General features: G+C 54.8%; 27 protein-coding genes and 4 tRNA genes. All 31 read left to right on the forward strand.

Translation table 11 applies throughout. The annotated features are described in order from the left end of the window. Positions 1-86 precede the first annotated feature (86 nt). Positions 87-1,040, forward strand: coding sequence for a bifunctional biotin--[acetyl-CoA-carboxylase] ligase/biotin operon repressor BirA (gene birA, locus ACOI8A_RS12010; RefSeq protein WP_420648618.1), 954 nt, complete (start codon positions 87-89; stop codon positions 1,038-1,040). A gap of 144 nt (positions 1,041-1,184) precedes the next feature. Next, positions 1,185-1,619 carry a hypothetical protein gene (locus tag ACOI8A_RS12015; protein WP_420648617.1) on the forward strand — a complete coding sequence of 145 codons (435 nt, stop codon included), beginning with the start codon at positions 1,185-1,187 and terminating at the stop codon, positions 1,617-1,619. Positions 1,620-1,762: 143 nt separating this feature from the next. Then, positions 1,763-1,847, forward strand: a tRNA-Tyr gene (locus tag ACOI8A_RS12020). A gap of 24 nt (positions 1,848-1,871) precedes the next feature. Next, positions 1,872-1,945: transfer RNA gene (locus ACOI8A_RS12025), tRNA-Gly, on the forward strand. A gap of 26 nt (positions 1,946-1,971) precedes the next feature. After that, positions 1,972-2,047: transfer RNA gene (locus tag ACOI8A_RS12030), tRNA-Thr, on the forward strand. Between the two features lie 84 nt (positions 2,048-2,131). Next, a complete protein-coding gene (gene tuf, locus ACOI8A_RS12035; RefSeq protein WP_420648616.1) occupies positions 2,132-3,325 on the forward strand; it encodes an elongation factor Tu in 1,194 nt (397 codons plus the stop codon). 53 nt (positions 3,326-3,378) lie between these two features. Then, positions 3,379-3,454 (forward strand) — tRNA-Trp (locus ACOI8A_RS12040). A 45-nt stretch (positions 3,455-3,499) separates the two neighbouring features. After that, entirely contained in the window at positions 3,500-3,868 is a 369-nt protein-coding gene (secE, locus tag ACOI8A_RS12045) for a preprotein translocase subunit SecE (RefSeq protein WP_420648615.1), read from the forward strand. Positions 3,869-3,877: 9 nt separating this feature from the next. Next, complete coding sequence (nusG, locus tag ACOI8A_RS12050; protein ID WP_007916492.1) at positions 3,878-4,411, forward strand: transcription termination/antitermination protein NusG; 534 nt, start codon at positions 3,878-3,880, stop codon at positions 4,409-4,411. 117 nt (positions 4,412-4,528) lie between these two features. Beyond that, a complete protein-coding gene (rplK, locus tag ACOI8A_RS12055) occupies positions 4,529-4,960 on the forward strand; it encodes a 50S ribosomal protein L11 (RefSeq protein WP_037017696.1) in 432 nt (143 codons plus the stop codon). Next, entirely contained in the window at positions 4,960-5,655 is a 696-nt protein-coding gene (gene rplA, locus ACOI8A_RS12060; protein ID WP_420648614.1) for a 50S ribosomal protein L1, read from the forward strand. The genes rplK and rplA overlap by 1 nt, the downstream gene beginning before the upstream one ends. Before the next feature lie 197 nt (positions 5,656-5,852). Then, positions 5,853-6,353 (forward strand): 50S ribosomal protein L10, encoded by a 501-nt coding sequence (rplJ, locus tag ACOI8A_RS12065; RefSeq protein WP_420648613.1) that lies wholly within the window; start codon positions 5,853-5,855, stop codon positions 6,351-6,353. 78 nt (positions 6,354-6,431) lie between these two features. After that, positions 6,432-6,797, forward strand: a complete 366-nt coding sequence (gene rplL, locus ACOI8A_RS12070) for a 50S ribosomal protein L7/L12 (RefSeq protein WP_042561347.1) — start codon at positions 6,432-6,434, stop codon at positions 6,795-6,797. A gap of 220 nt (positions 6,798-7,017) precedes the next feature. Then, positions 7,018-11,091 (forward strand): DNA-directed RNA polymerase subunit beta, encoded by a 4,074-nt coding sequence (gene rpoB / locus ACOI8A_RS12075; RefSeq protein WP_420648612.1) that lies wholly within the window; start codon positions 7,018-7,020, stop codon positions 11,089-11,091. A gap of 64 nt (positions 11,092-11,155) precedes the next feature. After that, the gene (rpoC, locus tag ACOI8A_RS12080; protein WP_420648611.1) at positions 11,156-15,355 is read left to right on the forward strand and encodes a DNA-directed RNA polymerase subunit beta'; all 4,200 of its coding nucleotides are present in this window, start codon (positions 11,156-11,158) and stop codon (positions 15,353-15,355) included. 216 nt (positions 15,356-15,571) lie between these two features. After that, positions 15,572-15,943, forward strand: coding sequence for a 30S ribosomal protein S12 (gene rpsL, locus ACOI8A_RS12085; RefSeq protein WP_003186084.1), 372 nt, complete (start codon positions 15,572-15,574; stop codon positions 15,941-15,943). A 107-nt stretch (positions 15,944-16,050) separates the two neighbouring features. Then, positions 16,051-16,524, forward strand: a complete 474-nt coding sequence (rpsG, locus tag ACOI8A_RS12090; protein ID WP_420648610.1) for a 30S ribosomal protein S7 — start codon at positions 16,051-16,053, stop codon at positions 16,522-16,524. A gap of 30 nt (positions 16,525-16,554) precedes the next feature. Continuing rightward, positions 16,555-18,660 carry an elongation factor G gene (gene fusA, locus ACOI8A_RS12095; protein ID WP_420648609.1) on the forward strand — a complete coding sequence of 702 codons (2,106 nt, stop codon included), beginning with the start codon at positions 16,555-16,557 and terminating at the stop codon, positions 18,658-18,660. A gap of 31 nt (positions 18,661-18,691) precedes the next feature. Continuing rightward, positions 18,692-19,885: an elongation factor Tu gene (tuf, locus tag ACOI8A_RS12100; protein WP_420648608.1), complete on the forward strand. Its 1,194-nt coding sequence runs from the start codon at positions 18,692-18,694 to the stop codon at positions 19,883-19,885. Positions 19,886-20,042: 157 nt separating this feature from the next. Next, positions 20,043-20,354, forward strand: a complete 312-nt coding sequence (gene rpsJ, locus ACOI8A_RS12105; protein ID WP_003186070.1) for a 30S ribosomal protein S10 — start codon at positions 20,043-20,045, stop codon at positions 20,352-20,354. An 80-nt stretch (positions 20,355-20,434) separates the two neighbouring features. Continuing rightward, a complete protein-coding gene (gene rplC, locus ACOI8A_RS12110; RefSeq protein ID WP_003186059.1) occupies positions 20,435-21,070 on the forward strand; it encodes a 50S ribosomal protein L3 in 636 nt (211 codons plus the stop codon). A 12-nt stretch (positions 21,071-21,082) separates the two neighbouring features. Beyond that, a complete protein-coding gene (rplD, locus tag ACOI8A_RS12115; protein WP_420648607.1) occupies positions 21,083-21,685 on the forward strand; it encodes a 50S ribosomal protein L4 in 603 nt (200 codons plus the stop codon). Beyond that, positions 21,682-21,981 carry a 50S ribosomal protein L23 gene (gene rplW, locus ACOI8A_RS12120; protein ID WP_002555488.1) on the forward strand — a complete coding sequence of 100 codons (300 nt, stop codon included), beginning with the start codon at positions 21,682-21,684 and terminating at the stop codon, positions 21,979-21,981. The genes rplD and rplW overlap by 4 nt, the downstream gene beginning before the upstream one ends. A gap of 14 nt (positions 21,982-21,995) precedes the next feature. Further along, positions 21,996-22,820, forward strand: a complete 825-nt coding sequence (gene rplB / locus ACOI8A_RS12125) for a 50S ribosomal protein L2 (RefSeq protein ID WP_042561342.1) — start codon at positions 21,996-21,998, stop codon at positions 22,818-22,820. Between the two features lie 16 nt (positions 22,821-22,836). Beyond that, a complete protein-coding gene (rpsS, locus tag ACOI8A_RS12130; RefSeq protein WP_003228731.1) occupies positions 22,837-23,112 on the forward strand; it encodes a 30S ribosomal protein S19 in 276 nt (91 codons plus the stop codon). An 11-nt stretch (positions 23,113-23,123) separates the two neighbouring features. Further along, positions 23,124-23,456: a 50S ribosomal protein L22 gene (gene rplV, locus ACOI8A_RS12135; protein WP_003103908.1), complete on the forward strand. Its 333-nt coding sequence runs from the start codon at positions 23,124-23,126 to the stop codon at positions 23,454-23,456. Positions 23,457-23,469: 13 nt separating this feature from the next. Then, positions 23,470-24,156 (forward strand): 30S ribosomal protein S3, encoded by a 687-nt coding sequence (gene rpsC / locus ACOI8A_RS12140; protein WP_003176422.1) that lies wholly within the window; start codon positions 23,470-23,472, stop codon positions 24,154-24,156. Positions 24,157-24,168: 12 nt separating this feature from the next. Further along, positions 24,169-24,582: a 50S ribosomal protein L16 gene (rplP, locus tag ACOI8A_RS12145; RefSeq protein WP_003232424.1), complete on the forward strand. Its 414-nt coding sequence runs from the start codon at positions 24,169-24,171 to the stop codon at positions 24,580-24,582. Further along, the gene (gene rpmC, locus ACOI8A_RS12150) at positions 24,582-24,773 is read left to right on the forward strand and encodes a 50S ribosomal protein L29 (protein ID WP_002555481.1); all 192 of its coding nucleotides are present in this window, start codon (positions 24,582-24,584) and stop codon (positions 24,771-24,773) included. Before rplP ends, rpmC begins: the two co-directional genes overlap by 1 nt. A 2-nt stretch (positions 24,774-24,775) precedes the next feature. Continuing rightward, positions 24,776-25,042, forward strand: a complete 267-nt coding sequence (gene rpsQ / locus ACOI8A_RS12155; RefSeq protein ID WP_003194644.1) for a 30S ribosomal protein S17 — start codon at positions 24,776-24,778, stop codon at positions 25,040-25,042. A gap of 23 nt (positions 25,043-25,065) precedes the next feature. Continuing rightward, the gene (rplN, locus tag ACOI8A_RS12160; RefSeq protein ID WP_002555479.1) at positions 25,066-25,434 is read left to right on the forward strand and encodes a 50S ribosomal protein L14; all 369 of its coding nucleotides are present in this window, start codon (positions 25,066-25,068) and stop codon (positions 25,432-25,434) included. Positions 25,435-25,442: the final 8 nt, after the last annotated feature.

A 25,442-nucleotide genomic window follows, 5' to 3' on the forward strand; every position in this document is an offset into this window, starting at 1 on the left:
GCCCGCAAAAAAACGCTCTGCTTGATTTCTATGCAACGGTCCAGTGCTTGGCTATTATTCGGGCCTAATTTTGAGGCGAGATCTGCATGTTGACGTTGTTGAATCTTCTCAAAGATGGTCGATTTCATTCTGGCGAGACTTTAGGTGCTGCTTTGGGCATCAGTCGAAGTGCGGTTTGGAAGCAGCTCCAGCACATGGAGGCTGAGCTCGGGCTGTCAATTCATAAGGTTCGTGGTCGGGGCTATCAGTTGGCTTCGCCCCTGGCGCTACTTGATTCTGTTCAAATGGGCAGGGGGGCGCCAGATTGGCCTATTACTGTCCTCGACTCGGTCGACTCGACCAACGCTGAAGCTCTGCGGGCAGTTGATCAGGGGCAGCCTGCGCCTTTTCTTGTTTTGGCTGAGCGTCAGGTCTTCGGGCGCGGGAGGCGAGGGCGAAAATGGGTCAGTCCTTTTGCCGAAAACATCTATTACAGTCTTGTCTTGCGGATTGACGGCGGCATGCGTCAGCTCGAGGGTCTCAGTCTTGTCGTAGGCCTGGCTGTCATGCAGGCGCTCCGTGAGCAAGGCGTCCAAGGCTTGGGATTGAAATGGCCTAATGATGTACTGGTCGGGCCCAAGAAAATTGCGGGTATTTTGTTAGAGTTGGTGGGCGATCCGGCAGACGTGTGTCACGTGGTGCTAGGCGTGGGTATCAACGTGAACATGCAGTCTACTGAAGAGGTCGATCAGCAGTGGACGTCGTTGTTGCTAGAGTCGGGCAGGCGGTGCGATCGAAACGATGTTGTGGCTGAGCTCAGTCGACAGTTGGGGGTCTATCTAGCGCGTCATCAGGCCAGCGGCTTTTCTACTCTGCGCGATGAATGGGAAAGTGCTCACCTGTGGCAAGGCCAGCCGGTTTCCCTGATTGCCGGCGTTACTCGTATAGATGGTGTAGTGCAAGGCATAGATAACCAGGGCGCGCTGCGCCTGGAGGTCGATGGCGTGCAAAAAATTTTTAGTGGTGGTGAGCTCAGCTTGAGGTTGCGAGATGATTCCTGAGCTTAAGCTTGGGTAATTATCTCTCCGTGTTGATTCCCGGTCGGAATCCGGAGTTGGTTCCAGATGTTGTTCCGCAAGCTGAGGTGTTCCCTGGCTTGGTATTCGTTGATCTGGCGATGGCGTGCACTTTGTTCTGAGGTTGTTATGCGTTGGTTGTTTTTGCTGTTGCTCGTTCTCAATGTCTTCTATTACGTCTGGCACCAGCAGGAGGCTCCATTGCGTGCGAAGGATGTAACGCCGCTGAGTCTTTATCGAGGCTCTCAGCAGGATATCCGGCTGCTGAGTGAGACTGACGGATCTCGGGAGAAAGAAAAGACAATCTCGGCAAAAGGGCAGTGCTTTTACCTTGGAGGATTTGCTCGTCCGGAATCCGCGCAGGCGCTTGAAGTGCGTTTGGCCGAAATGGGGGTCAAGGTTCAAGTGGGGCAAAAAGATCTGCCGGAACCCGGTTTCTGGCTGAGCGTTGCGCCTGAAAGCCAGCGATTGCTCGGTGATGCACAGCTGAAAAACCTTTCCAACGAATTCAATGAGTTAAAACATAAAATAATGCAGTGCGAGGGGGTTGCACCTGCTGAATAGTTTGCATAGAATGGCGCCCGCTCCACAGCGAAGACCCTAAAGGGTTGGTGCTGCAGAGTGATGTCAATGCAGCTAACCTCAGGTTTTTAAATGAGAAAATGCTTGACAAGGGTTTGGCATGATATAGAATGCCGGCCTGATTAGGAGGGGTTCCCGAGCGGCCAAAGGGATCAGACTGTAAATCTGACGTCTACGACTTCGAAGGTTCGAATCCTTCTCCCTCCACCAGATTTAGCGTGAGCTGCAAGCTCTGCGGGTATAGTTTAGTGGTAGAACCTCAGCCTTCCAAGCTGATGATGCGGGTTCGATTCCCGCTACCCGCTCCAAGTTTGCAGGTTGTGCAAAGTTTTACGCTCTTGTAGCTCAGTTGGTAGAGCACACCCTTGGTAAGGGTGAGGTCAGCGGTTCAAATCCGCTCAAGAGCTCCATATAACAAGGCAGATATGAAAATATCTGCCTTTGTTTTAATGGCTTTTGTTGTTTGCTTAATTCTTCTGTTAGGGGTGTTATCGATGGCTAAGGAAAAGTTTGATCGTTCCCTACCGCACGTCAACGTTGGGACCATTGGTCACGTTGACCACGGTAAAACCACTCTGACTGCTGCTCTGACTCGCGTTTGCTCCGAGGTTTTCGGTTCGGCAATCGTTGATTTCGACAAGATCGACAGCGCCCCGGAAGAGAAAGCTCGCGGCATCACCATTAATACTGCGCACGTTGAATACAATTCGCTGATCCGTCACTACGCTCACGTTGACTGCCCGGGTCACGCTGACTATGTGAAGAACATGATCACCGGTGCTGCCCAGATGGATGGCGCGATCCTGGTTTGCTCGGCCGCTGATGGTCCGATGCCGCAAACCCGTGAGCACATCCTGCTGTCCCGCCAGGTTGGCGTTCCGTACATCGTGGTCTTCCTGAACAAGGCTGACCTGGTAGACGACGCTGAGCTGCTGGAGCTGGTTGAGATGGAAGTTCGCGACCTGCTGTCCACCTATGACTTCCCAGGCGACGACACTCCGATCATCATCGGTTCGGCTCGTATGGCTCTGGAAGGCAAAGACGACAACGAAATGGGCACCACTGCCGTTCGTAAGCTGGTTGAGACTCTGGATAGCTACATTCCAGATCCGGTTCGTGTTATCGACAAGCCGTTCCTGATGCCAATCGAAGACGTATTCTCGATCTCGGGTCGCGGTACTGTTGTAACAGGTCGTATCGAGCGTGGTATCGTCAAGGTTCAAGATCCGCTGGAAATCGTTGGTCTGCGTGACACTACTGTCACCACCTGCACCGGTGTTGAAATGTTTCGTAAGCTGCTCGACGAAGGTCGTGCTGGCGAGAACTGCGGCGTGCTGCTGCGCGGCACCAAGCGTGACGACGTAGAGCGTGGCCAGGTTCTGGTCAAGCCGGGTTCGGTCAAGCCGCACACCAAGTTCGAAGCTGAAGTGTACGTGTTGAGCAAAGAAGAGGGCGGTCGTCACACTCCGTTCTTCAAAGGCTACCGTCCACAGTTCTACTTCCGGACCACTGACGTGACCGGTAACTGCGAACTGCCGGAAGGGGTTGAAATGGTAATGCCAGGCGACAACATCAAAATGGTTGTCACCCTGATCAAGACCATCGCGATGGAAGACGGTCTGCGTTTCGCTATCCGTGAAGGCGGTCGTACAGTCGGCGCCGGCGTAGTGGCAAAGATCATCGAGTAATTGGTTGTAATGTATTTTTCGGGCCGGCATAATGGTCGGCCTGATTTTGTTTTAGGTCAGTAGCTCAATTGGCAGAGCGACGGTCTCCAAAACCGTAGGTTGGGGGTTCGATTCCCTCCTGACCTGCCAGATTCACTCGGTGTGTCTGGCTTTCTTTTCACAGGATCTTCATAGATGACTCCTAAAGCTGAAGCTCAAGGCTCTCGCTTCGATCTGCTCAAGTGGCTTGTAGTAGTCGCTTTGGTGATTGTTGGTGTGGTTGGCAATCAGTATTATGCCGCTTCGCCGATCCTGTATCGTGTACTCGCATTGCTTGCCATTGCTGCTGTTGCTGCCTTTGTAGGCTTGCAGACGGCGAAGGGCAAGTCTTTCTTTGTACTCGCTAAGGAAGCTCGCACCGAGATTCGTAAAGTCGTATGGCCAACTCGCCAAGAAACCACGCAGACCACTCTCATTGTGGTGGCTGTTGTTCTGGTTATGGCGTTGCTGTTGTGGGGTCTTGATTCCCTGCTCGGCTGGCTTGTCTCCTTGATTGTTGGCTAAGGGTGTCCCGTGGCTAAGCGTTGGTACGTTGTGCATGCTTACTCGGGTTACGAGAAGCATGTCATGCGCTCTTTGGTTGAGCGTGTAAAGCTGGCTGGCATGGAAGACGGCTTTGGCGAGATTCTGGTTCCCACTGAAGAAGTGGTTGAAATGCGTAATGGCCAGAAACGCAAAAGCGAACGCAAGTTCTTTCCAGGCTATGTGCTGGTTCAGATGGACATGAATGAGGGTACTTGGCACTTGGTCAAGGATACTCCTCGGGTGATGGGTTTCATCGGTGGTACTGCCGATAAGCCTGCGCCAATCACTGATAAAGAAGCGGAAGCGATTCTGCGTCGTGTTGCTGATGGTAGCGACAAGCCGAAGCCGAAGACGTTGTTCGAGCCAGGTGAGACTGTTCGTGTCAATGACGGTCCGTTTGCTGATTTCAATGGCGTTGTCGAAGAAGTTAACTACGAAAAGAGCCGGATCCAAGTGGCGGTGCTCATTTTCGGTCGCTCTACTCCGGTAGAGTTGGAGTTCAGTCAGGTCGAAAAGGTCTAGCTGACAAAGCATCCCAACCCCGCAGCCCTAGGCTGTGGGGTTTTGTCGTCACTGGGATAAACGCGCAAGTAACCGGGGAGCCTTTCGAGGCGATCGAACCCGTAATTGGAGTGCCTCATGGCCAAGAAGATTACCGCTTACATCAAGCTGCAAGTGAAGGCCGCTCAGGCTAACCCAAGCCCACCTGTTGGTCCTGCACTGGGTCAGCACGGCGTGAACATCATGGAATTCTGCAAGGCTTTCAACGCCCGTACTCAGGGTATTGAGCCAGGTCTGCCGACTCCAGTGATCATCACTGTCTACAGCGACCGTAGCTTCACTTTCGAAACCAAATCCACCCCTGCTTCGGTTCTGCTGAAGAAGGCGGCTGGTCTGACTAGCGGTTCCGCTCGTCCGAACACCGTTAAGGTTGGCACTGTTACCCGTGCTCAGCTGGAAGAAATCGCGAAAGCCAAAAACGCGGATCTGACTGCAGCTGATATGGATGCAGCCGTGCGTACTATCGCCGGTTCTGCTCGTAGCATGGGCCTTAACGTGGAGGGTGTGTAATGGCTAAGCTGACCAAGCGTCAAAAGGCTATCGCCGGCAAAATCGAAGCAGGCAAGTCCTACAACTTTGTAGACGCTGCCGCTCTGTTGGCCGAGCTGTCGACTGTCAAGTTCAGCGAGTCGTTCGACGTAGCTGTAAACCTGGGCGTAGACCCGCGTAAATCTGACCAGGTTGTTCGTAGCGCTACTGTGCTGCCACACGGCACTGGCAAGACCGTTCGCGTTGCTGTGTTCACTCAGGGTCCAGCTGCTGAAGCCGCTCTGGCTGCCGGCGCTGACCGTGTTGGTATGGACGACCTGGCTGCCGAAATGAAAGGCGGCGACCTGAACTATGACGTAGTTATCGCATCCCCGGATGCCATGCGCGTTGTAGGTCAGTTGGGTCAGATCCTCGGTCCACGTGGTCTGATGCCTAACCCGAAAGTCGGCACCGTGACTCCAGACGTAGCTACCGCGGTTAAAAACGCCAAGGCTGGTCAGGTTCGTTATCGCACCGACAAAAACGGCATCATCCACACTTCCGTTGGCAAGGTCGGTTTCGACGCTGTTCAACTGAAGGAAAACGTTGAAGCCCTGATCGCTGATTTGAAGCGTATCAAGCCAGCTTCCTCGAAAGGCATTTATGTCAAGCGCGTTACCCTGAGCACCACTATGGGCCCGGGTCTGGTCATCGACCAGGGTTCGCTGGACGCGTAAGACAAAAATTGGCGTGAGTAATCGCGCCAATTGAAAGATTGGGGTCCCTGCCTGGCGGGGGCTGTCCAAGACCGTAGGCGACGCAAGTCTTAAACCACAAGCCTACGCAGATGGTGCTCCCGGTTCCTTACCGAATCAGACACCAAAACGACATTCGGTTTCGATCGAATGAAACGGTAACAAGCAGGAGTTAACCCGTGGCAATTTATCTCGAAGACAAGAAGGCCATCGTCGCTGAAGTCAACGAGGCTGCCAAAGTCGCTCTGTCCGCTGTTGTGGCTGATGCCCGTGGCGTAACAGTAGGCGCAATGACCGGACTCCGTAAAGAGGCTCGTGAAGCTGGCGTTTACGTACGTGTTGTACGTAACACCCTGCTCAAGCGCGCCGTTGCAGACACTGAATACAGTGTTCTCAACGACGTGTTCACTGGCCCGACCTTGATTGCATTCTCCAACGAACACCCAGGCGCTGCTGCCCGTTTGTTCAAGGAATTTGCCAAAGGTCAGGATAAGTTCGAGATCAAGGCAGCTGCGTTCGAGGGCAAGTTCCTCGCAGCTAATCAGATCGACGTGCTGGCAAGCCTGCCGACCCGTGACGAAGCAATTTCCCAGCTGATGAGCGTGATTCAAGGCGCTACCAGCAAATTGGCTCGTACTCTGGCGGCACTTCGCGACCAGAAAGAAGCAGCTGCAGCCTAAGGCTGAGCGTTTCCTCTTTCGCGTATTTTTGTTTATTTCGATGGCCTGCAGGCTGTCCCCCAATTCAGGAAATAAGTCATGTCTCTGACTAACGAACAAATCATCGACGCAATCGGCGAAAAATCGGTTCTGGAAATCGTTGAACTGATCAAGGCAATGGAAGAGAAGTTCGGCGTATCCGCTGCCGCTGCTTCTGCTGGTCCAGCTGCTGCTGCCGCTGTTGTTGAAGAGCAAACCGAGTTCAACGTTGTTCTGCTGGAAGCTGGCGAGAAGAAAGTAAACGCCATTAAAGCAGTTCGCGAGCTGACCGGTCTGGGCCTGAAAGAAGCCAAAGAGAAAGTAGACGGCGCTCCTCAGGTAGTTCTGGAAGGCGTTTCGAAAGAAGCTGCTGAAGACGCCAAGAAGAAGCTGGAAGAAGCAGGCGCTAAAGTCGAGCTGAAATAAGTATCGACTTTGCTCCTCCAGCCCGAGCGTCAAGCGAAAGGCTGATGGCTGGTGGCTCTTGCCACCGGCCTTTTTCCGTTATTGGCAGCCGACTGGGTCGGTGCTGATAACGAGCTGTAACCACCCGATGCGGTGGAGCAAACCATGGGGTTTGCACGATTTTCTGGCTGCTCCCGTCGGGAGGGGCCAAACAAGCAGGTGACCAAGCTGGGGAACGCTGATGGCTTACTCATATACTGAGAAAAAACGTATCCGCAAGGACTTTAGCAAGTTGCCGGACGTCATGGATGTGCCTTACCTCCTGGCCATCCAGCTGGATTCGTATCGTGAATTCTTGCAAGCGGGAGCGACTAAAGATCAGTTCCGCGACGTGGGCCTGCATGCGGCCTTCAAATCCGTTTTCCCGATCATCAGCTACTCCGGCAATGCTGCGCTGGAGTACGTCGGTTATCGCCTGGGCGAACCGGCATTTGATGTCAAAGAATGCGTATTGCGCGGTGTGACTTACGCCGTACCTTTGCGGGTAAAAGTGCGCCTGATCATTTTCGACAAAGAATCGTCGAACAAAGCGATCAAGGACATCAAAGAGCAAGAAGTCTACATGGGTGAAATTCCCCTGATGACTGAGAACGGTACCTTCGTAATCAACGGTACCGAGCGTGTAATCGTTTCCCAGCTGCACCGTTCCCCGGGCGTGTTCTTCGATCACGACCGCGGCAAGACGCATAGCTCCGGCAAACTGCTGTACTCCGCGCGCATCATTCCTTACCGCGGTTCGTGGTTGGACTTCGAGTTCGACCCGAAAGACTGCGTATTCGTGCGTATCGACCGTCGTCGCAAGCTGCCGGCATCGGTACTGCTGCGCGCGCTCGGCTATACCACTGAAGAAGTGCTGGACGCGTTCTACACCACCAACGTATTCAGCCTGAGTGGCGAGACCCTCAAGCTGGAGCTGATCGCTTCGCGTCTGCGTGGCGAGATTGCTGTTCTGGATATCCAGGATGAAAACGGCAAGGTGATTGTTGAAGCTGGCCGCCGTATTACTGCGCGCCACATCAACCAGATCGAGAAAGCCGGTATCAAATCGCTGGAAGTGCCTCTGGACTACGTCCTCGGTCGCACAACCGCCAAGGTTATCGTTCACCCGGCCACTGGCGAAATCCTGGCTGAGTGCAACACCGAGCTGAACACCGAGATCCTGGCGAAAATCGCCAAGGCTCAGGTTGTTCGCATCGAGACCCTGTATACCAACGACATCGACTGCGGTCCGTTCGTCTCCGACACTCTGAAGATCGACTCCACCAGCAACCAATTGGAAGCGCTGGTCGAGATCTATCGCATGATGCGTCCAGGCGAGCCGCCAACCAAAGACGCTGCCGAGACCCTGTTCAACAACCTGTTCTTCAGCCCTGAGCGTTATGACCTGTCTGCGGTCGGCCGGATGAAGTTCAACCGTCGTATCGGTCGTACCGAGATCGAAGGTTCGGGCGTGCTGTGCAAGGAAGACATCGTCGCGGTACTGAAGACTCTGGTCGACATCCGTAACGGTAAAGGCATCGTCGATGACATCGACCACCTGGGTAACCGTCGTGTTCGCTGCGTAGGCGAAATGGCCGAGAACCAGTTCCGCGTTGGCCTGGTGCGTGTTGAGCGTGCGGTCAAAGAGCGTCTGTCGATGGCAGAAAGCGAAGGCCTGATGCCGCAAGACCTGATCAACGCCAAGCCAGTGGCTGCGGCGGTGAAAGAGTTCTTCGGTTCCAGCCAGCTCTCGCAGTTCATGGACCAGAACAACCCGCTGTCCGAGATCACCCACAAGCGTCGTGTCTCCGCACTCGGCCCTGGCGGTCTGACTCGTGAGCGCGCAGGCTTCGAAGTCCGTGACGTACACCCGACTCACTACGGTCGTGTTTGCCCGATTGAAACGCCGGAAGGTCCGAACATCGGTCTGATCAACTCCCTGGCGGCCTATGCGCGCACCAACCAGTATGGTTTCCTCGAGAGCCCGTACCGTGTGGTGAAAGACGCTCTGGTCACCGACGAGATCGTATTCCTGTCCGCCATCGAAGAAGCTGATCACGTGATCGCTCAGGCTTCGGCCACGATGAACGACAAGAAAGTCCTGATCGACGAGCTGGTAGCTGTTCGTCACTTGAACGAGTTCACCGTCAAGGCGCCGGAAGACGTCACCTTGATGGACGTTTCGCCGAAGCAGGTAGTTTCGGTTGCCGCGTCGCTGATCCCGTTCCTGGAACACGATGACGCCAACCGTGCGTTGATGGGTTCCAACATGCAGCGTCAAGCTGTACCAACCCTGCGCGCTGACAAGCCGCTGGTAGGTACCGGCATGGAGCGTAACGTAGCTCGTGACTCCGGCGTTTGCGTCGTGGCTCGTCGTGGCGGCGTGATCGACTCTGTTGACGCCAGCCGTATCGTGGTTCGTGTTGCTGATGACGAAGTTGAAACCGGTGAAGCTGGTGTCGACATCTACAACCTGACCAAATACACCCGTTCGAACCAGAACACCTGCATCAACCAGCGTCCGCTGGTGAGCAAGGGTGATCGCGTTCAGCGTAACGACATCATGGCCGACGGTCCGTCCACCGATATGGGTGAGTTGGCACTGGGTCAGAACATGCGCATCGCGTTCATGGCGTGGAACGGCTTCAACTTCGAAGACTCCATCTGCCTGTCCGAGCGTGTGGTTCAGGAAGACCGCTTCACCACGATCCACATTCAGGAACTGACCTGTGTGGCGCGTGACACCAAGCTTGGGCCTGAAGAGATCACTGCAGACATCCCGAACGTCGGTGAAGCTGCACTGAATAAACTGGACGAAGCCGGTATCGTTTATGTAGGTGCTGAAGTTGGCGCGGGCGACATCCTGGTTGGTAAGGTCACTCCGAAAGGCGAGACCCAACTGACTCCGGAAGAGAAGCTGTTGCGTGCAATCTTCGGTGAAAAAGCCAGCGACGTTAAAGATACTTCCCTGCGCGTACCGACCGGTACCAAAGGTACTGTCATCGACGTACAGGTCTTCACCCGCGACGGCGTTGAGCGTGATGCTCGTGCGCTGTCGATCGAGAAGACTCAGCTCGACGAGATCCGCAAGGATCTGAACGAAGAGTTCCGTATCGTTGAAGGCGCGACTTTCGAACGTCTGCGTTCCGCTCTGGTAGGCCACAAGGCAGAAGGCGGCGCTGGCCTGAAGAAAGGTCAGGACATCACCGACGAAGTACTCGACGGTCTTGAGCATGGTCAGTGGTTCAAACTGCGCATGGCTGAAGATGCTCTGAACGAGCAGCTCGAGAAGGCTCAGGCCTACATCGTTGATCGTCGCCGTCTGCTGGACGACAAGTTCGAAGACAAGAAGCGCAAACTGCAGCAGGGCGATGACCTGGCTCCAGGCGTGCTGAAAATCGTCAAGGTTTACCTGGCAATCCGTCGTCGCATCCAGCCGGGCGACAAGATGGCCGGTCGTCACGGTAACAAAGGTGTGGTCTCCGTGATCATGCCGGTTGAAGACATGCCGCACGATGCCAATGGCACCCCGGTCGACGTCGTCCTCAACCCGTTGGGCGTACCTTCGCGTATGAACGTTGGTCAGATCCTTGAAACCCACCTTGGCCTCGCGGCTAAAGGTCTGGGCGAGAAGATCAACCGGATGATCGAAGAGCAGCGTAAAGTCGCTGAACTGCGTACTTTCCTGGACGAGATCTACAACCAGATCGGCGGTCGTAACGAAGACCTGGACAGCTTCTCTGATCAGGAAATCCTCGATCTGGCGAAGAACCTGCGTGGCGGTGTTCCAATGGCCACCCCAGTGTTCGACGGCGCCAAGGAAAGCGAAATCAAGGCCATGCTGAAACTGGCAGACCTGCCAGAAAGCGGCCAGATGCAGCTGACCGACGGCCGTACCGGCAACAAGTTCGAGCGCCCGGTTACTGTTGGCTACATGTACATGCTGAAGCTGAACCACTTGGTAGACGACAAGATGCACGCTCGTTCTACCGGTTCGTACAGCCTGGTTACCCAGCAGCCGCTGGGTGGTAAGGCACAGTTCGGTGGTCAGCGTTTCGGGGAGATGGAGGTCTGGGCACTGGAAGCATACGGTGCCGCTTACACTCTGCAAGAAATGCTCACAGTGAAGTCGGACGATGTGAACGGCCGTACCAAGATGTACAAAAACATCGTGGATGGCGATCACCGTATGGAGCCGGGCATGCCCGAGTCTTTCAACGTGTTGATCAAGGAAATTCGTTCCCTCGGCATCGATATCGATCTGGAAACCGAATAACACGTGACGCGAATCGAGAGCGGGGCAGGATTGCCCGCTCTCTGCTCCGCCAGGAGGAAAGGCCTTGAAAGACCTACTGAATTTGCTGAAAAACCAGGGTCAAGTCGAAGAGTTCGACGCCATCCGTATTGGATTGGCATCGCCTGAGATGATCCGCTCTTGGTCGTTCGGCGAAGTTAAAAAGCCGGAAACGATCAACTACCGTACGTTCAAACCTGAGCGTGACGGCCTGTTCTGCGCCAAGATCTTTGGCCCGGTAAAGGATTACGAGTGCCTGTGCGGTAAGTACAAGCGCTTGAAGCACCGTGGTGTGATCTGCGAGAAGTGCGGCGTTGAAGTCGCGCTGGCAAAAGTTCGTCGTGAGCGCATGGCGCACATCGAACTGGCCTCGCCAGTTGCCCACATCTGGTTCCTGAAATCGCTGCCGTCGCGTATCGGCTTGCTGATGGACATGACCCTGCGTGATATCGAACGCGTTCTCTACTTCGAGAGCTATGTCGTTATCGATCCAGGCATGACCACCCTTGAAAAAGGTCAGCTGCTGAACGACGAGCAGTACTTCGAAGCGCTGGAAGAGTTCGGTGATGATTTCGACGCCCGCATGGGTGCTGAAGCTGTCCGCGAATTGCTGCACGCTATCGACCTGGAGCACGAGATTGGCCGTCTGCGCGAAGAAATTCCGCAAACCAACTCCGAAACCAAGATCAAGAAGCTGTCCAAGCGTCTGAAGTTGATGGAAGCCTTCCAGGGTTCCGGCAACCTTCCAGAGTGGATGGTGCTGACCGTTCTGCCGGTTCTGCCGCCAGATCTGCGTCCACTGGTCCCGCTGGATGGCGGTCGCTTCGCGACTTCCGACCTCAACGATCTGTATCGTCGAGTGATCAACCGTAACAACCGCTTGAAGCGCCTGCTTGATCTGTCCGCTCCGGACATCATCGTGCGCAACGAAAAGCGTATGTTGCAGGAAGCTGTCGATGCACTGCTCGACAACGGTCGTCGTGGCCGCGCTATCACCGGTTCGAACAAGCGTCCTCTGAAATCCCTGGCTGACATGATCAAGGGTAAGCAGGGTCGTTTCCGTCAGAACTTGCTCGGTAAGCGTGTTGACTACTCCGGTCGTTCGGTAATTACCGTAGGCCCGACTCTGCGTCTGCATCAGTGCGGTCTGCCGAAGAAGATGGCTCTCGAGCTGTTCAAGCCGTTCATTTTCGGCAAGCTGGAAATGCGTGGTCTCGCGACTACCATCAAAGCCGCCAAGAAAATGGTCGAGCGTGAGCTGCCAGAGGTTTGGGACGTTCTCGCTGAAGTGATCCGTGAACACCCGGTTCTCCTCAACCGTGCACCGACCCTTCACCGTCTGGGTATCCAGGCGTTTGAACCGGTACTGATCGAAGGTAAGGCTATTCAGCTGCACCCGCTGGTCTGCGCCGCGTACAACGCCGACTTCGACGGCGACCAAATGGCCGTGCACGTACCGCTGACGCTGGAAGCCCAGCTCGAAGCGCGTGCGTTGATGATGTCGACCAACAACATTCTGTCGCCAGCCAACGGTGAGCCAATCATCGTTCCGTCGCAGGACGTTGTATTGGGTCTGTACTACATGACTCGTGAAGCGATCAACGCCAAAGGCGAAGGTCGTGTGTTCGCGGATCTGCAGGAAGTTGACCGTGTGTTCCGTGCCGGCGAAGCCGCACTGCACGCCAAGGTCAAAGTGCGGATCAACGAAACCGTCAACGACCGTGACGGTGGCAGCGTGAGCGGCACTCGTATCGTCGACACCACTGTCGGCCGTGCGTTGCTGTATCAAGTTGTGCCAAAAGGTCTGTCGTACGACGTCGTCAACCTGCCGATGAAGAAAAAGGCGATCTCCAAGCTGATCAACCAGTGCTACCGCGTGGTTGGTTTGAAAGAGACCGTGATCTTCGCTGACCAGTTGATGTACACCGGTTTTGCTTATTCGACCATTTCCGGCGTTTCCATCGGTGTTAACGACTTCGTTATCCCGGATGAGAAAGCCCGCATCATCGGTGCTGCCACCGACGAAGTGAAAGAGATAGAGAGCCAGTACGCCTCCGGCCTGGTAACCCAGGGCGAGAAGTACAACAAAGTGATCGACCTTTGGTCGAAAGCGAACGACGAAGTTTCCAAGGCGATGATGGCCAACCTCTCGAAAGAGAAAGTCATCGACCGTCACGGCGTCGAAGTCGACCAAGAGTCGTTCAACTCGATGTACATGATGGCTGACTCGGGTGCGCGGGGTTCCGCAGCACAGATTCGTCAGCTGGCCGGTATGCGTGGTCTGATGGCCAAGCCGGACGGTTCCATCATCGAAACGCCGATTACTGCGAACTTCCGTGAAGGTTTGAGCGTACTTCAGTACTTCATCTCGACTCACGGTGCTCGTAAAGGTTTGGCGGATACCGCGTTGAAAACTGCGAACTCCGGTTACCTGACTCGTCGTCTGGTAGACGTGGCGCAGGATCTGGTCGTGACCGAGATCGATTGCGGTACCGAACACGGTCTGCTGATGACTCCGCACATTGAAGGCGGTGACGTTGTAGAGCCGTTGGGTGAACGCGTACTGGGTCGAGTAATCGCCCGTGACGTATTCAAGCCAGGTACCGAGGACATCATCGTTCCTGCCGGCACTCTGGTAGACGAGAAGTGGGTCGAGTTCATCGAACTCAACAGCATCGACGAAGTGATTGTTCGCTCGCCGATCAGCTGCGAAACCCGCTACGGCATTTGCGCCAAGTGCTACGGCCGTGACTTGGCTCGTGGTCACCAGGTGAACATCGGTGAAGCTGTCGGCGTTATCGCTGCCCAGTCCATCGGTGAGCCGGGTACCCAGCTGACGATGCGTACGTTCCACATCGGTGGTGCGGCAAGCCGGACCTCCGCAGCCGACAGCGTTCAGGTGAAGAATGGCGGTACCGTCCGTCTGCACAACCTGAAACACGTTGAGCGAGTGGATGGCCACCTGGTTGCTGTGTCCCGTTCCGGTGAGCTGGCAATCGCTGATGACTACGGTCGTGAGCGCGAGCGTTACAAGCTGCCGTACGGTGCTGTGATTTCGGTTAAAGAAGGTGACAAGGTCGACGCTGGCGCAATCGTGGCCAAGTGGGATCCGCACACTCACCCAATCGTTACCGAAATGAAAGGTACCGTGACCTACGTGGGCATGGAAGAAGGCATCACGATCAAGCGTCAGACTGACGAATTGACCGGTATGACCAACATTGAAGTACTCGACGCCAAAGATCGTCCAGCTGCCGGTAAAGACATCCGTCCTGCCGTGAAGATGGTCGACGACAACGGCAAGGATCTGTTGCTGCCAGGTACTGACGTAATCGCTCAGTACTTCCTGCCAGCCAACGCCCTGGTCGGTGTAGCGGATGGTGCGAAGATCGCGATCGGTGATGTTATCGCGCGTATCCCGCAAGAGACCTCGAAAACTCGAGACATCACCGGTGGTCTGCCGCGTGTTGCCGACTTGTTCGAAGCACGTCGTCCGAAAGAAGCGTCGATTCTGGCTGAAGTCAGCGGCACCATCGCGTTCGGTAAAGAGACCAAAGGCAAGCGCCGTCTGGTCATTACCCCGAACGACGGTAGCGATCCGTACGAAGAGCTGATTCCGAAGTGGCGTCACCTGAACGTGTTCGAAGGCGAACAGGTAAACCGCGGCGAAGTTATCTCCGACGGCCCGAGCGATCCACACGACATCCTGCGTCTGCTGGGTGTGAGTGCGCTGGCCAAGTACATCGTTAACGAGATCCAAGACGTTTATCGTCTGCAGGGCGTGAAGATCAACGATAAGCACATCGAGACCATCCTGCGTCAGATGCTGCGTAAAGTTGAAATCGCTGAATCCGGCGATTCCACTTTCATCAAGGGCGACCAGATGGAATTGACTCACGTACTGGTAGAGAACGAGCGTCTGGCGGGCGACGAGAAATTCGTTTCCAAGTTCACTCGTGTACTGCTGGGTATCACCAAGGCGTCGTTGTCCACCGAATCGTTCATCTCGGCGGCTTCCTTCCAGGAAACCACTCGAGTACTGACCGAAGCGGCAGTCACCGGCAAGCGCGACTACTTGCGCGGCCTGAAAGAAAACGTGGTCGTGGGTCGTCTGATCCCGGCTGGTACCGGTTTGGCATATCACAGCGAGCGCAAGCGTCGCCGTGAAGCAGACAAGCCGTTGCGCGTAAGCGCCAGTGAAGTGGAAGCTGCACTGACCGAAGCGCTGAACTCGAGCGGTAACTGAGTTCTGCGATAAATGAGCGTAAGGCCCTGATCGCACCGTTCATCGAATCGAGACAATTTGTCGAGGTTCGATGAGTGGTGAGGTCGGGGCCTTGCCTTGACTGGGGCCAAGATCCTCTTTAGACTCTTGTACCCCTAAATTTGGCGGGAATTCGTTCCTGCCATTTTGCTTTTCTTGCAAGACAATAGCGTCGCAAGACAACAGTGGAGCTAGTAGATGGCAACTATCAACCAGCTGGTACGTCAGCCGCGTAAGCGTATCGTCGAGAAATCCGACGTGCCTGCGCTGCAGAACTGCCCGCAACGTCGTGGCGTGTGCACCCGTGTGTACACCACCACGCCGAAAAAACCTAACTCGGCACTGCGTAAAGTATGCCGTGTGCGTCTGACCAACGGTTTCGAGGTTTCCTCGTACATCGGCGGTGAAGGCCACAACCTGCAAGAGCACAGCGTGGTACTGATCCGCGGCGGTCGTGTAAAAGACTTGCCAGGTGTTCGTTACCACACCGTTCGCGGCTCCCTGGATACTTCCGGCGTCAAAGGTCGTAACCAAGGTCGTTCGAAGTACGGTACCAAGCGTCCGAAGTAATCGGCCGTTTTGCAGATTTCTATTTTATTGAGTCGATAAGAGTAAGGTCGGGCACGCATCCACTGGATCTGTCCCGAGCTAACCTGAAGACCGCTTGAGGGCTTATCATGCCAAGACGTCGCGTAGCAGCAAAGCGTGAGATTCTGGACGATCCGAAATACGGAAGCCAGATCCTCGCCAAATTCATGAACCACGTTATGGAAAGCGGCAAGAAAGCCGTTGCCGAGCGTATCGTTTATGGTGCCCTGGAAACCGTTGCGGCCCGTAAGGTCGGCTCCGATCCCCTGGAACTCTTCGAGAAAGCACTCGACGCCATCGCTCCGCTGGTCGAAGTGAAGTCGCGCCGCGTTGGTGGTGCTACTTACCAGGTTCCGGTCGAAGTTCGTCCGTCCCGTCGTAACGCTCTGGCAATGCGCTGGTTGGTAGACTTCGCACGTAAGCGTGGCGAGAAGTCTATGGCTCTGCGCTTGGCTGGCGAGCTGCTGGATGCTGCTGAAGGTAAAGGTGCTGCTGTTAAGAAGCGTGAAGACGTGCACCGTATGGCAGAAGCCAACAAAGCTTTCTCGCACTACCGCTTCTAATTTTAGCTTCACTAATTTTGCGAGGGCTTTATGGCTCGTACTACTCCGATTAGTCGCTACCGTAACATCGGTATCGTCGCTCACGTGGATGCTGGTAAAACCACCACCACCGAGCGCGTCCTTTTTTACACCGGCAAAAGTCACAAAATGGGCGAGGTGCATGACGGCGCCGCGACCACAGACTGGATGGTTCAGGAGCAGGAGCGTGGTATTACCATTACTTCTGCTGCCATTACCGCCTTCTGGAAAGGTTCTGCCAAGCAGTACAAAGACGAGCATCGCTTCAACGTAATCGATACCCCGGGCCACGTAGACTTCACTATTGAAGTTGAGCGTTCCCTGCGCGTACTCGACGGCGCGGTCGTTGTGTTCTGCGGTACTTCGGGTGTTGAGCCTCAGTCGGAAACCGTATGGCGTCAAGCCAACAAATACGGCGTTCCACGTCTTGTTTACGTAAACAAGATGGACCGTGCTGGCGCGAACTTCCTGCGCGTGATCGAACAGATCAAAAAGCGTCTGGGCCACACGCCAGTGCCAATCCAGCTGGCTATCGGTGCAGAAGACAACTTCCAGGGTCAGATCGATCTGATCAACATGGAAGCTGTGTACTGGAACGATTCCGACAAGGGTATGGTTCCTGTTCGTAAGCCTGTTCCTGAAGATATGCAGGAATTGGCTGCCGAATGGCGCGACAACATGGTTCAGGCTGCTGCCGAAGCCAATGAAGACCTGATGAACAAGTACCTTGAAGGTGAAGAACTCACCATCGAGGAAATCAAGGCCGCTCTGCGTCAGCGTACTATCGCTGGCGAAATCGTCCTGGCTGTTTGCGGTTCTTCCTTCAAGAACAAGGGTGTTCCCCTGGTTCTCGACGCCGTTATCGACTACCTGCCTGCGCCAACCGACATTCCTGCTATCAAGGGTACTGACCCTGATAACGAGGAAATCGAGCTGGAGCGTCATGCAGACGATGCGGAGCCGTTCTCGGCTCTGGCGTTCAAGATCGCTACCGACCCATTCGTGGGTACTTTGACCTTCGTCCGTGTTTACTCGGGCGTGTTGAACTCCGGCGACGGCGTGATCAACTCGGTTAAAGGCAAGAAAGAGCGCGTGGGTCGTATGGTGCAAATGCACGCAAACGCCCGTGAAGAGATCAAGGAAGTACGCGCTGGCGACATCGCGGCCCTGATCGGCATGAAGGACGTCACCACTGGTGAAACCTTGTGCAACGCTGACAAGCCAATCATCCTCGTTCGTATGGACTTCCCGGAGCCGGTTATTTCGGTTGCCGTAGAGCCGAAGACCAAGGATGACCAGGAGAAAATGGGTATCGCTCTGGGCAAGCTTGCTCAGGAAGATCCATCTTTCCGCGTTAAAACTGATGAAGAGACTGGTCAAACGATCATCTCCGGCATGGGCGAGCTGCACCTGGACATCCTGGTTGACCGGATGCGCCGTGAGTTCAACGTCGAAGCCAACATCGGCAAGCCTCAGGTTTCCTATCGTGAGCGCATCACGAAGAACTGCGAAATCGAAGGCAAGTTCGTTCGTCAGTCCGGCGGTCGTGGCCAGTTCGGTCACTGCTGGATCCGTTTTGCTCCTGCTGACGAAGGTCAGGAAGGTCTGCAATTCGTGAACGAAGTAGTAGGTGGTGTGGTTCCTAAGGAATACATCCCGGCTATCCAGAAGGGTATCGAAGAGCAGATGAAGAACGGCGTAGTTGCCGGCTATCCGCTGATCGGCCTGAAGGCTACCGTGTTCGATGGTTCTTACCACGACGTCGACTCCAACGAGATGGCGTTTAAAGTGGCTGCTTCCATGGCGACCAAGCAACTGGCCCAGAAGGGTGGTGGTGAGTTGCTCGAGCCGATCATGGCGGTAGAGGTTGTTACGCCTGAAGACTATATGGGTGATGTGATGGGCGACCTTAACCGTCGTCGCGGCATGATCCAGGGTATGGAAGACACGGTCTCCGGCAAAGTAATCCGCGCGGAAGTTCCGCTGGGTGAAATGTTCGGTTACGCGACCGACGTTCGTTCCATGTCTCAGGGTCGCGCAAGCTACTCTATGGAATTCAAAAAATACGATACAGCCCCGTCGCACATCGTCGAGTCTGTTACCAAAAAACAAGGCTGATTCAGCCCCTTTAGGCTAGGAGTTAATTGTCGTGGCTAAAGAAAAATTTGATCGTTCCCTACCGCACGTCAACGTTGGCACCATCGGTCACGTTGACCACGGTAAAACCACTCTGACTGCTGCTCTGACTCGCGTTTGCTCCGAAGTTTTCGGTTCGGCAATCGTTGACTTCGACAAGATCGACAGCGCACCAGAAGAGAAAGCTCGTGGTATCACCATCAACACCGCGCACGTTGAATACAACTCGCTGATCCGTCACTACGCTCACGTTGACTGCCCAGGTCACGCTGACTATGTGAAGAACATGATCACCGGTGCTGCTCAAATGGACGGCGCAATCCTGGTTTGCTCGGCCGCTGATGGTCCGATGCCACAAACCCGTGAGCACATCCTGCTGTCCCGCCAGGTTGGCGTTCCGTACATCGTGGTCTTCCTGAACAAGGCTGACCTGGTGGACGACGCTGAGCTGCTGGAACTGGTTGAGATGGAAGTTCGCGACCTGCTGTCCACCTATGACTTCCCAGGCGACGACACTCCGATCATCATCGGTTCGGCTCGTATGGCTCTGGAAGGCAAAGACGACAACGAAATGGGCACCACTGCCGTTCGTAAACTGGTTGAGACTCTGGACAGCTACATTCCAGATCCAGTTCGTGTTATCGACAAGCCGTTCCTGATGCCAATCGAAGACGTATTCTCGATCTCCGGTCGCGGTACTGTTGTAACTGGCCGTATCGAGCGCGGTATCGTCAAGGTTCAGGATCCACTGGAAATCGTTGGTCTGCGTGACACTACCGTCACCACCTGCACCGGTGTTGAAATGTTCCGTAAGCTGCTCGACGAAGGTCGTGCTGGCGAGAACTGCGGCGTGCTGCTGCGCGGCACCAAGCGTGACGACGTAGAGCGTGGCCAGGTTCTGGTCAAGCCAGGTTCGGTTAAGCCGCACACTACCTTCGAAGCTGAAGTGTACGTGTTGAGCAAAGAAGAAGGCGGTCGTCACACTCCGTTCTTCAAAGGCTACCGTCCACAGTTCTACTTCCGGACCACTGACGTGACCGGTAACTGCGAACTGCCGGAAGGCGTTGAAATGGTAATGCCAGGCGACAACATCAAAATGGTTGTCACCCTGATCAAGACCATCGCGATGGAAGACGGTCTGCGTTTTGCTATCCGTGAAGGCGGTCGTACCGTCGGCGCTGGCGTCGTAGCCAAAATCATCGCCTAACTCTTTTTGAGTTAGTAATGATGAGTTGAAAAAAGCCTCCGCTTAGCGGGGGCTTTTTTTATTGGGTTGACACCTATTCGGGGCGTCTATAGAATTGCGCCTCCTTTTAACGGGCGTATTGCGCTCGGTGGGAATAGCAGCCGGAGTCTGAAATCCAATGCAAAATCAGCAAATCCGTATCAGGTTGAAGGCCTTTGACCATCGCCTGATCGACCAATCCACCCAGGAAATCGTGGAAACCGCGAAACGTACTGGTGCTCAAGTGCGTGGTCCAATTCCACTGCCTACCCGTAAAGAGCGGTTCACCGTTCTGGTCTCCCCGCACGTCAACAAAGACGCGCGTGACCAGTACGAGATCCGTACTCATAAGCGCGTTCTGGACATCGTCCAGCCAACGGATAAAACCGTTGATGCGCTTATGAAGCTTGATCTTGCGGCCGGTGTGGAAGTGCAGATCAGCCTCGGCTAAGACTCGGTCTTAGTCGTGTAACGCTCTGAAATGGGCGGCCATAGCGGGTGAAAGCCCCGTACACTCATGAGGTTTACAACATGACTATTGGTGTAGTCGGTCGTAAATGCGGTATGACCCGTATTTTCACCGAAGAAGGTGTCTCCATTCCGGTTACGGTCATTGAGATCGAGCCGAATCGCGTCACCCAGTTCAAAACTGAAGAGACCGATGGCTATCGTGCAGTGCAAGTCACTGTCGGCGAGCGTCGCGCTTCCCGTGTAACAGCTGCTCAGGCTGGCCACTTCGCTAAGGCGAACGTTGCCGCTGGTCGTACTGTCATGGAGTTCCGCCTTGAAGAAGGTGAGTACCAGGCTGGCGATCTGATCAACGCTGAAATCTTCGCTGCTGGTCAACTGGTTGATGTAACCGGTCAGTCCAAAGGTAAAGGCTTCCAGGGTACGATCAAGCGTTGGAACTTCCGCGGGCAAGATAATACCCACGGTAACTCCGTGTCCCACCGCGTCCCGGGCTCTATCGGCCAGTGCCAGACTCCTGGTCGTGTATTCAAGGGCAAAAAAATGTCCGGTCATATGGGCGCTGAGCGCGTGACCGTGCAGTCCCTGGAAGTAGTGCGCGTGGACGCTGAACGCAATCTGTTGTTGGTCAAGGGTGCTGTTCCTGGCGCTACTGGCGGCAACCTGGTTGTACGTCCGGCAGCCAAGGCTCGCGGTTAAGGGGAAGCTGACATGCAATTAAATGTAAATGACGCTCAAGCGATCGAAGTTTCCGAACTGACGTTTGGCGGCGAGTTCAATGAGACGCTGGTTCACCAAGCAGTCGTGGCCTACATGGCCGGCGGCCGTCAGGGTAGCAAGCAGCAAAAGACCCGTTCCGACGTTCGTGGTGGCGGTAAGCGCCCTTGGCGTCAGAAAGGTACTGGCCGTGCTCGTGCCGGTACTATCCGTAGCCCAATCTGGCGCGGCGGCGGTACCACTTTCGCAGCTCGTCCACAGGATCACTCCCAGAAGCTGAACAAGAAGATGTATCGCGCAGCAATGCGTTCCATCCTTGCTGAGCTGGTGCGTACTGATCGTCTGGTCGTGGTTCAGGATTTCGCCGTTGAATCGCCGAAAACCAAAGACCTGCTGGGCAAACTGAACAGCATGAGTCTGACCGACGTTCTGATCGTGTCCGACGCTGTTGATCAGAACCTGTACCTGGCTGCTCGCAACCTGCCACACGTTGATGTTCGTGACGTGCAAGGTTCCGATCCAGTTAGTCTGATCGCATACGACAAGGTGTTGATCACCGTGTCGGCCGTGAAGAAATTCGAGGAGCTGCTGGGATGAACCAGGAACGCGTATTTAAAGTTCTGCTTGGCCCGCACGTTTCCGAGAAGGCTACGGTTCTGGCTGACAAGAAAGGCCAGTTCGTTTTCAAGGTTGCAACTGACGCAACCAAGCTGGAAATCAAGAAGGCCGTCGAAAGCCTGTTCAGCGTGAAAGTTGAGCGTGTTACTACCCTGAACGTTCTGGGTAAAAGCAAGCGCACAGCTCGCGGTCTGGGCAAGCGTAATGACTGGAAGAAGGCAGTTATCTCCCTTCAGCCAGGCCAAGATCTCGATTTCAGCAGCAGTGCTGAGTAAGGAAGGGGTGCATCATGGCAATCGTTAAATGCAAACCGACTTCCCCTGGCCGCCGTTTTGTGGTCAAGGTGGTCAACCAGGAGCTGCATAAAGGCGCTCCTCACGCACCGCTGCTCGAGAAAAAATCGAAGACTGGTGGTCGTAACAACAATGGTCGCATTACCACTCGTCACATCGGTGGTGGCCACAAACAGCATTATCGTATGGTCGATTTCCGTCGCAACGACAAAGATGGCATTCCAGCCACTGTTGAGCGCATTGAATACGATCCAAACCGTACTGCTCACATTGCTCTTATGTTGTACGCAGACGGCGAACGCCGTTACATCATCGCCCCTAAAGGCGTGAGCGCTGGCGACCAGCTGATTTCGGGTGCTTTGGCTCCGATCAAGCCGGGCAACCAGTTGCAACTGCGCAGCATTCCAGTTGGTAGCACCGTACACGGCATCGAATTGAAGCCAGGTAAAGGCGCACAGATCGCTCGTTCCGCTGGTGCTTCGGCTCAGCTGATCGCTCGTGAAGGTGTGTACGTGACCCTGCGTCTGCGTTCCGGTGAAATGCGTAAAGTACTGGCTGAATGCCGTGCGACCTTGGGCGAAGTCTCGAACTCCGAGCACAGCCTGCGTTCGCTGGGTAAAGCTGGTGCCAAACGCTGGCGTGGCGTTCGCCCAACCGTTCGTGGTGTTGCCATGAACCCGGTTGACCACCCACATGGTGGTGGTGAAGGTCGTACCTCTGGTGGTCGTCATCCGGTATCGCCATGGGGCTTCCCGACTAAGGGCGCGAAGACTCGTGGTAATAAGCGTACCGACAAAATGATCGTCCGTCGTCGCAAGTAAATAGAGGGATACGACAGTGCCACGTTCTCTGAAAAAAGGTCCTTTTATTGATCTTCACCTACTGAAGAAGATCGAAGTGGCGGCGGAAAAGAACGATCGCAAACCAATTAAGACTTGGTCGCGTCGTTCGATGATCCTGCCACAAATGGTCGGTCTGACCATCGCAGTACACAACGGTCGTCAACACGTCCCAGTTCTCGTTAACGAAGACATGGTCGGCCACAAACTGGGCGAGTTTGCCGGTACCCGCACTTATCGTGGGCACGTGGCAGACAAGAAAGCCAAGCGTTAAGGGGTTAGGAAATGGAAGTAGCCGCTAAGTTGTCGGGCGCTCGAATCTCCGCCCAGAAAGCCCGCTTGGTCGCCGACCAGATTCGCGGGAAGAAGGTGGGCGAAGCGCTCAACTTGTTGGCTTTCAGCAGTAAGAAAGCCGCCGAGATCATGAAGAAAGTGCTGGAGTCGGCCGTAGCCAACGCCGAGCATAACGAAGGCGCAGACGTTGATGACCTGAAGGTCAGCACCGTTTTCGTCAACGAAGGGCGTTCGCTGAAGCGCATCATGCCACGTGCCAAAGGCCGTGCTGATCGCATCGTCAAGCGGTCTTGCCATATCACTGTCAAGGTTGCTGACAAGTAACGGAGTCGAAGAGATGGGTCAGAAAGTACATCCCATTGGCATTCGCCTGGGAATCGTCAAGGAGCACACCTCCGTCTGGTACGCAGACGGTCGGACTTATGCGGACTATTTGTTCGCTGATCTGAAGGTGCGTGAGTATCTCCAAGACAAACTAAAAAGCGCGTCCGTAAGCCGTATCGATATCCATCGTCCGGCGCAAACTGCACGTATCACCATCCACACCGCTCGTCCAGGTATCGTTATCGGGAAGAAAGGTGAAGATGTTGAGAAACTGCGTCAGGACCTGACCAAGCAAATGGGTGTGCCTGTGCACATCAATATCGAAGAGATCCGTAAGCCGGAGCTCGACGGTATGCTGGTTGCGCAGAGCGTAGCTCAGCAGCTGGAGCGTCGCGTAATGTTCCGTCGCGCTATGAAGCGCGCTGTACAGAACGCCATGCGCATTGGTGCCAAAGGCATCAAAATCCAAGTGAGCGGTCGTCTCGGCGGTGCTGAAATCGCACGTACTGAATGGTATCGCGAAGGTCGTGTGCCACTGCACACCCTGCGTGCCGACATCGACTATGCCAACTACGAAGCTCACACCACTTACGGTGTGATCGGTGTAAAGGTTTGGATCTTCAAAGGCGAAGTAATTGGTGGTCGCCAAGAAGAACTGAAACCACAAGCACCAGCGCCTCGTAAAAAAGCTGCTAAGTAAGGGGTACGCCAAATGTTGCAACCTAAGCGTACGAAGTTCCGCAAGCAGATGACAGGCCACAACCGTGGTCTGGCTCAGCGCGGTAGCAAAGTCAGCTTCGGCGAGTTCGCGCTGAAGTCTGTAGCTCGTGGTCGTCTCACCGCTCGTCAGATCGAGTCAGCGCGTCGTGCTCTGACCCGTCACGTTAAACGTGGCGGCAAGATCTGGATCCGTGTATTCCCGGACAAGCCGATCTCCAAAAAGCCTCTCGAGGTTCGGATGGGTAAAGGTAAGGGTAACGTGGAATACTGGGTTGCCCAGATTCAGCCAGGTAAAGTCCTGTATGAAATCGAGGGCGTAACTGAAGAGCTGGCGCGTGAGGCTTTTGCCCTGGCTGCTGCAAAGCTGCCGCTCGCCACCGCCTTTGTTAAACGGACGGTGATGTGATGAAAGCGAATGAACTTCGTGAAAAATCCGCACAGCAGCTGAACGAGCAACTGCTCGGCCTGCTGCGCGACCAGTTCAATCTGCGTATGCAGAAAGCAACTGGCCAGTTGGGGCAGTCTCATCTGCTCTCGCAAGTTAAACGTGACATCGCTCGCGTGAAGACTGTGCTCAACCAGCAGGCAGGTAAGTGATCATGGCTGAAGCCGAAAAAACTGTCCGTACGCTGACTGGCCGTGTTGTCAGCGACAAGATGGACAAAACCATCACCGTTCTGATCGAGCGTCGCGTTAAGCACCCGATCTACGGTAAATACGTTAAGCGTTCGACTAAGCTGCACGCGCACGACGAAACCAATCAGTGCCACATCGGCGACAAAGTCACTATTCGTGAAACTCGTCCGATGGCCAAGACCAAGTCTTGGGCGCTGGTTGATGTTCTCGAACGCGCTGTGGAAGTCTAAGGACTAGGGGTCGGAGAAATTATATGATTCAGACTCAATCCATGCTCGATGTGGCCGATAACAGCGGCGCACGCCGCGTTATGTGCATCAAGGTGCTGGGTGGCTCCCATCGTCGTTACGCTGGTATCGGTGACATCATCAAAGTTACCGTGAAGGAAGCAATTCCTCGCGGTAAAGTGAAAAAAGGCCAAGTGATGACTGCTGTTGTAGTCCGCACTCGTCACGGCGTACGTCGTGCTGATGGCTCCATTATCCGCTTTGATGGCAACGCTGCTGTTCTTCTGAACAACAAGCAAGAGCCGATCGGCACCCGTATCTTTGGGCCAGTGACCCGTGAACTTCGTACTGAGAAGTTCATGAAGATCGTCTCGCTCGCCCCAGAAGTGCTGTAAGGAGATCC

Source organism: Pseudomonas sp. P4795 (assembly GCF_048822895.1).
GTDB lineage: Bacteria > Pseudomonadota > Gammaproteobacteria > Pseudomonadales > Pseudomonadaceae > Aquipseudomonas.

Coding starts and splice junctions, on each gene's coding strand:
- birA (WP_420648618.1), top strand. CDS start 87: ATGTTGACGTTGTTGAATCTTCTCAAAGATGGTCGATTTCATTCTGGC.
- ACOI8A_RS12015 (WP_420648617.1), top strand. CDS start 1,185: ATGCGTTGGTTGTTTTTGCTGTTGCTCGTTCTCAATGTCTTCTATTAC.
- tuf (WP_420648616.1), top strand. CDS start 2,132: ATGGCTAAGGAAAAGTTTGATCGTTCCCTACCGCACGTCAACGTTGGG.
- secE (WP_420648615.1), top strand. CDS start 3,500: ATGACTCCTAAAGCTGAAGCTCAAGGCTCTCGCTTCGATCTGCTCAAG.
- rplK (WP_037017696.1), top strand. CDS start 4,529: ATGGCCAAGAAGATTACCGCTTACATCAAGCTGCAAGTGAAGGCCGCT.
- rplA (WP_420648614.1), top strand. CDS start 4,960: ATGGCTAAGCTGACCAAGCGTCAAAAGGCTATCGCCGGCAAAATCGAA.
- rplL (WP_042561347.1), top strand. CDS start 6,432: ATGTCTCTGACTAACGAACAAATCATCGACGCAATCGGCGAAAAATCG.
- rpoB (WP_420648612.1), top strand. CDS start 7,018: ATGGCTTACTCATATACTGAGAAAAAACGTATCCGCAAGGACTTTAGC.
- rpsL (WP_003186084.1), top strand. CDS start 15,572: ATGGCAACTATCAACCAGCTGGTACGTCAGCCGCGTAAGCGTATCGTC.
- rpsG (WP_420648610.1), top strand. CDS start 16,051: ATGCCAAGACGTCGCGTAGCAGCAAAGCGTGAGATTCTGGACGATCCG.
- fusA (WP_420648609.1), top strand. CDS start 16,555: ATGGCTCGTACTACTCCGATTAGTCGCTACCGTAACATCGGTATCGTC.
- rpsJ (WP_003186070.1), top strand. CDS start 20,043: ATGCAAAATCAGCAAATCCGTATCAGGTTGAAGGCCTTTGACCATCGC.
- rplC (WP_003186059.1), top strand. CDS start 20,435: ATGACTATTGGTGTAGTCGGTCGTAAATGCGGTATGACCCGTATTTTC.
- rplD (WP_420648607.1), top strand. CDS start 21,083: ATGCAATTAAATGTAAATGACGCTCAAGCGATCGAAGTTTCCGAACTG.
- rplW (WP_002555488.1), top strand. CDS start 21,682: ATGAACCAGGAACGCGTATTTAAAGTTCTGCTTGGCCCGCACGTTTCC.
- rplB (WP_042561342.1), top strand. CDS start 21,996: ATGGCAATCGTTAAATGCAAACCGACTTCCCCTGGCCGCCGTTTTGTG.
- rplV (WP_003103908.1), top strand. CDS start 23,124: ATGGAAGTAGCCGCTAAGTTGTCGGGCGCTCGAATCTCCGCCCAGAAA.
- rpsC (WP_003176422.1), top strand. CDS start 23,470: ATGGGTCAGAAAGTACATCCCATTGGCATTCGCCTGGGAATCGTCAAG.
- rplP (WP_003232424.1), top strand. CDS start 24,169: ATGTTGCAACCTAAGCGTACGAAGTTCCGCAAGCAGATGACAGGCCAC.
- rpmC (WP_002555481.1), top strand. CDS start 24,582: ATGAAAGCGAATGAACTTCGTGAAAAATCCGCACAGCAGCTGAACGAG.
- rpsQ (WP_003194644.1), top strand. CDS start 24,776: ATGGCTGAAGCCGAAAAAACTGTCCGTACGCTGACTGGCCGTGTTGTC.
- rplN (WP_002555479.1), top strand. CDS start 25,066: ATGATTCAGACTCAATCCATGCTCGATGTGGCCGATAACAGCGGCGCA.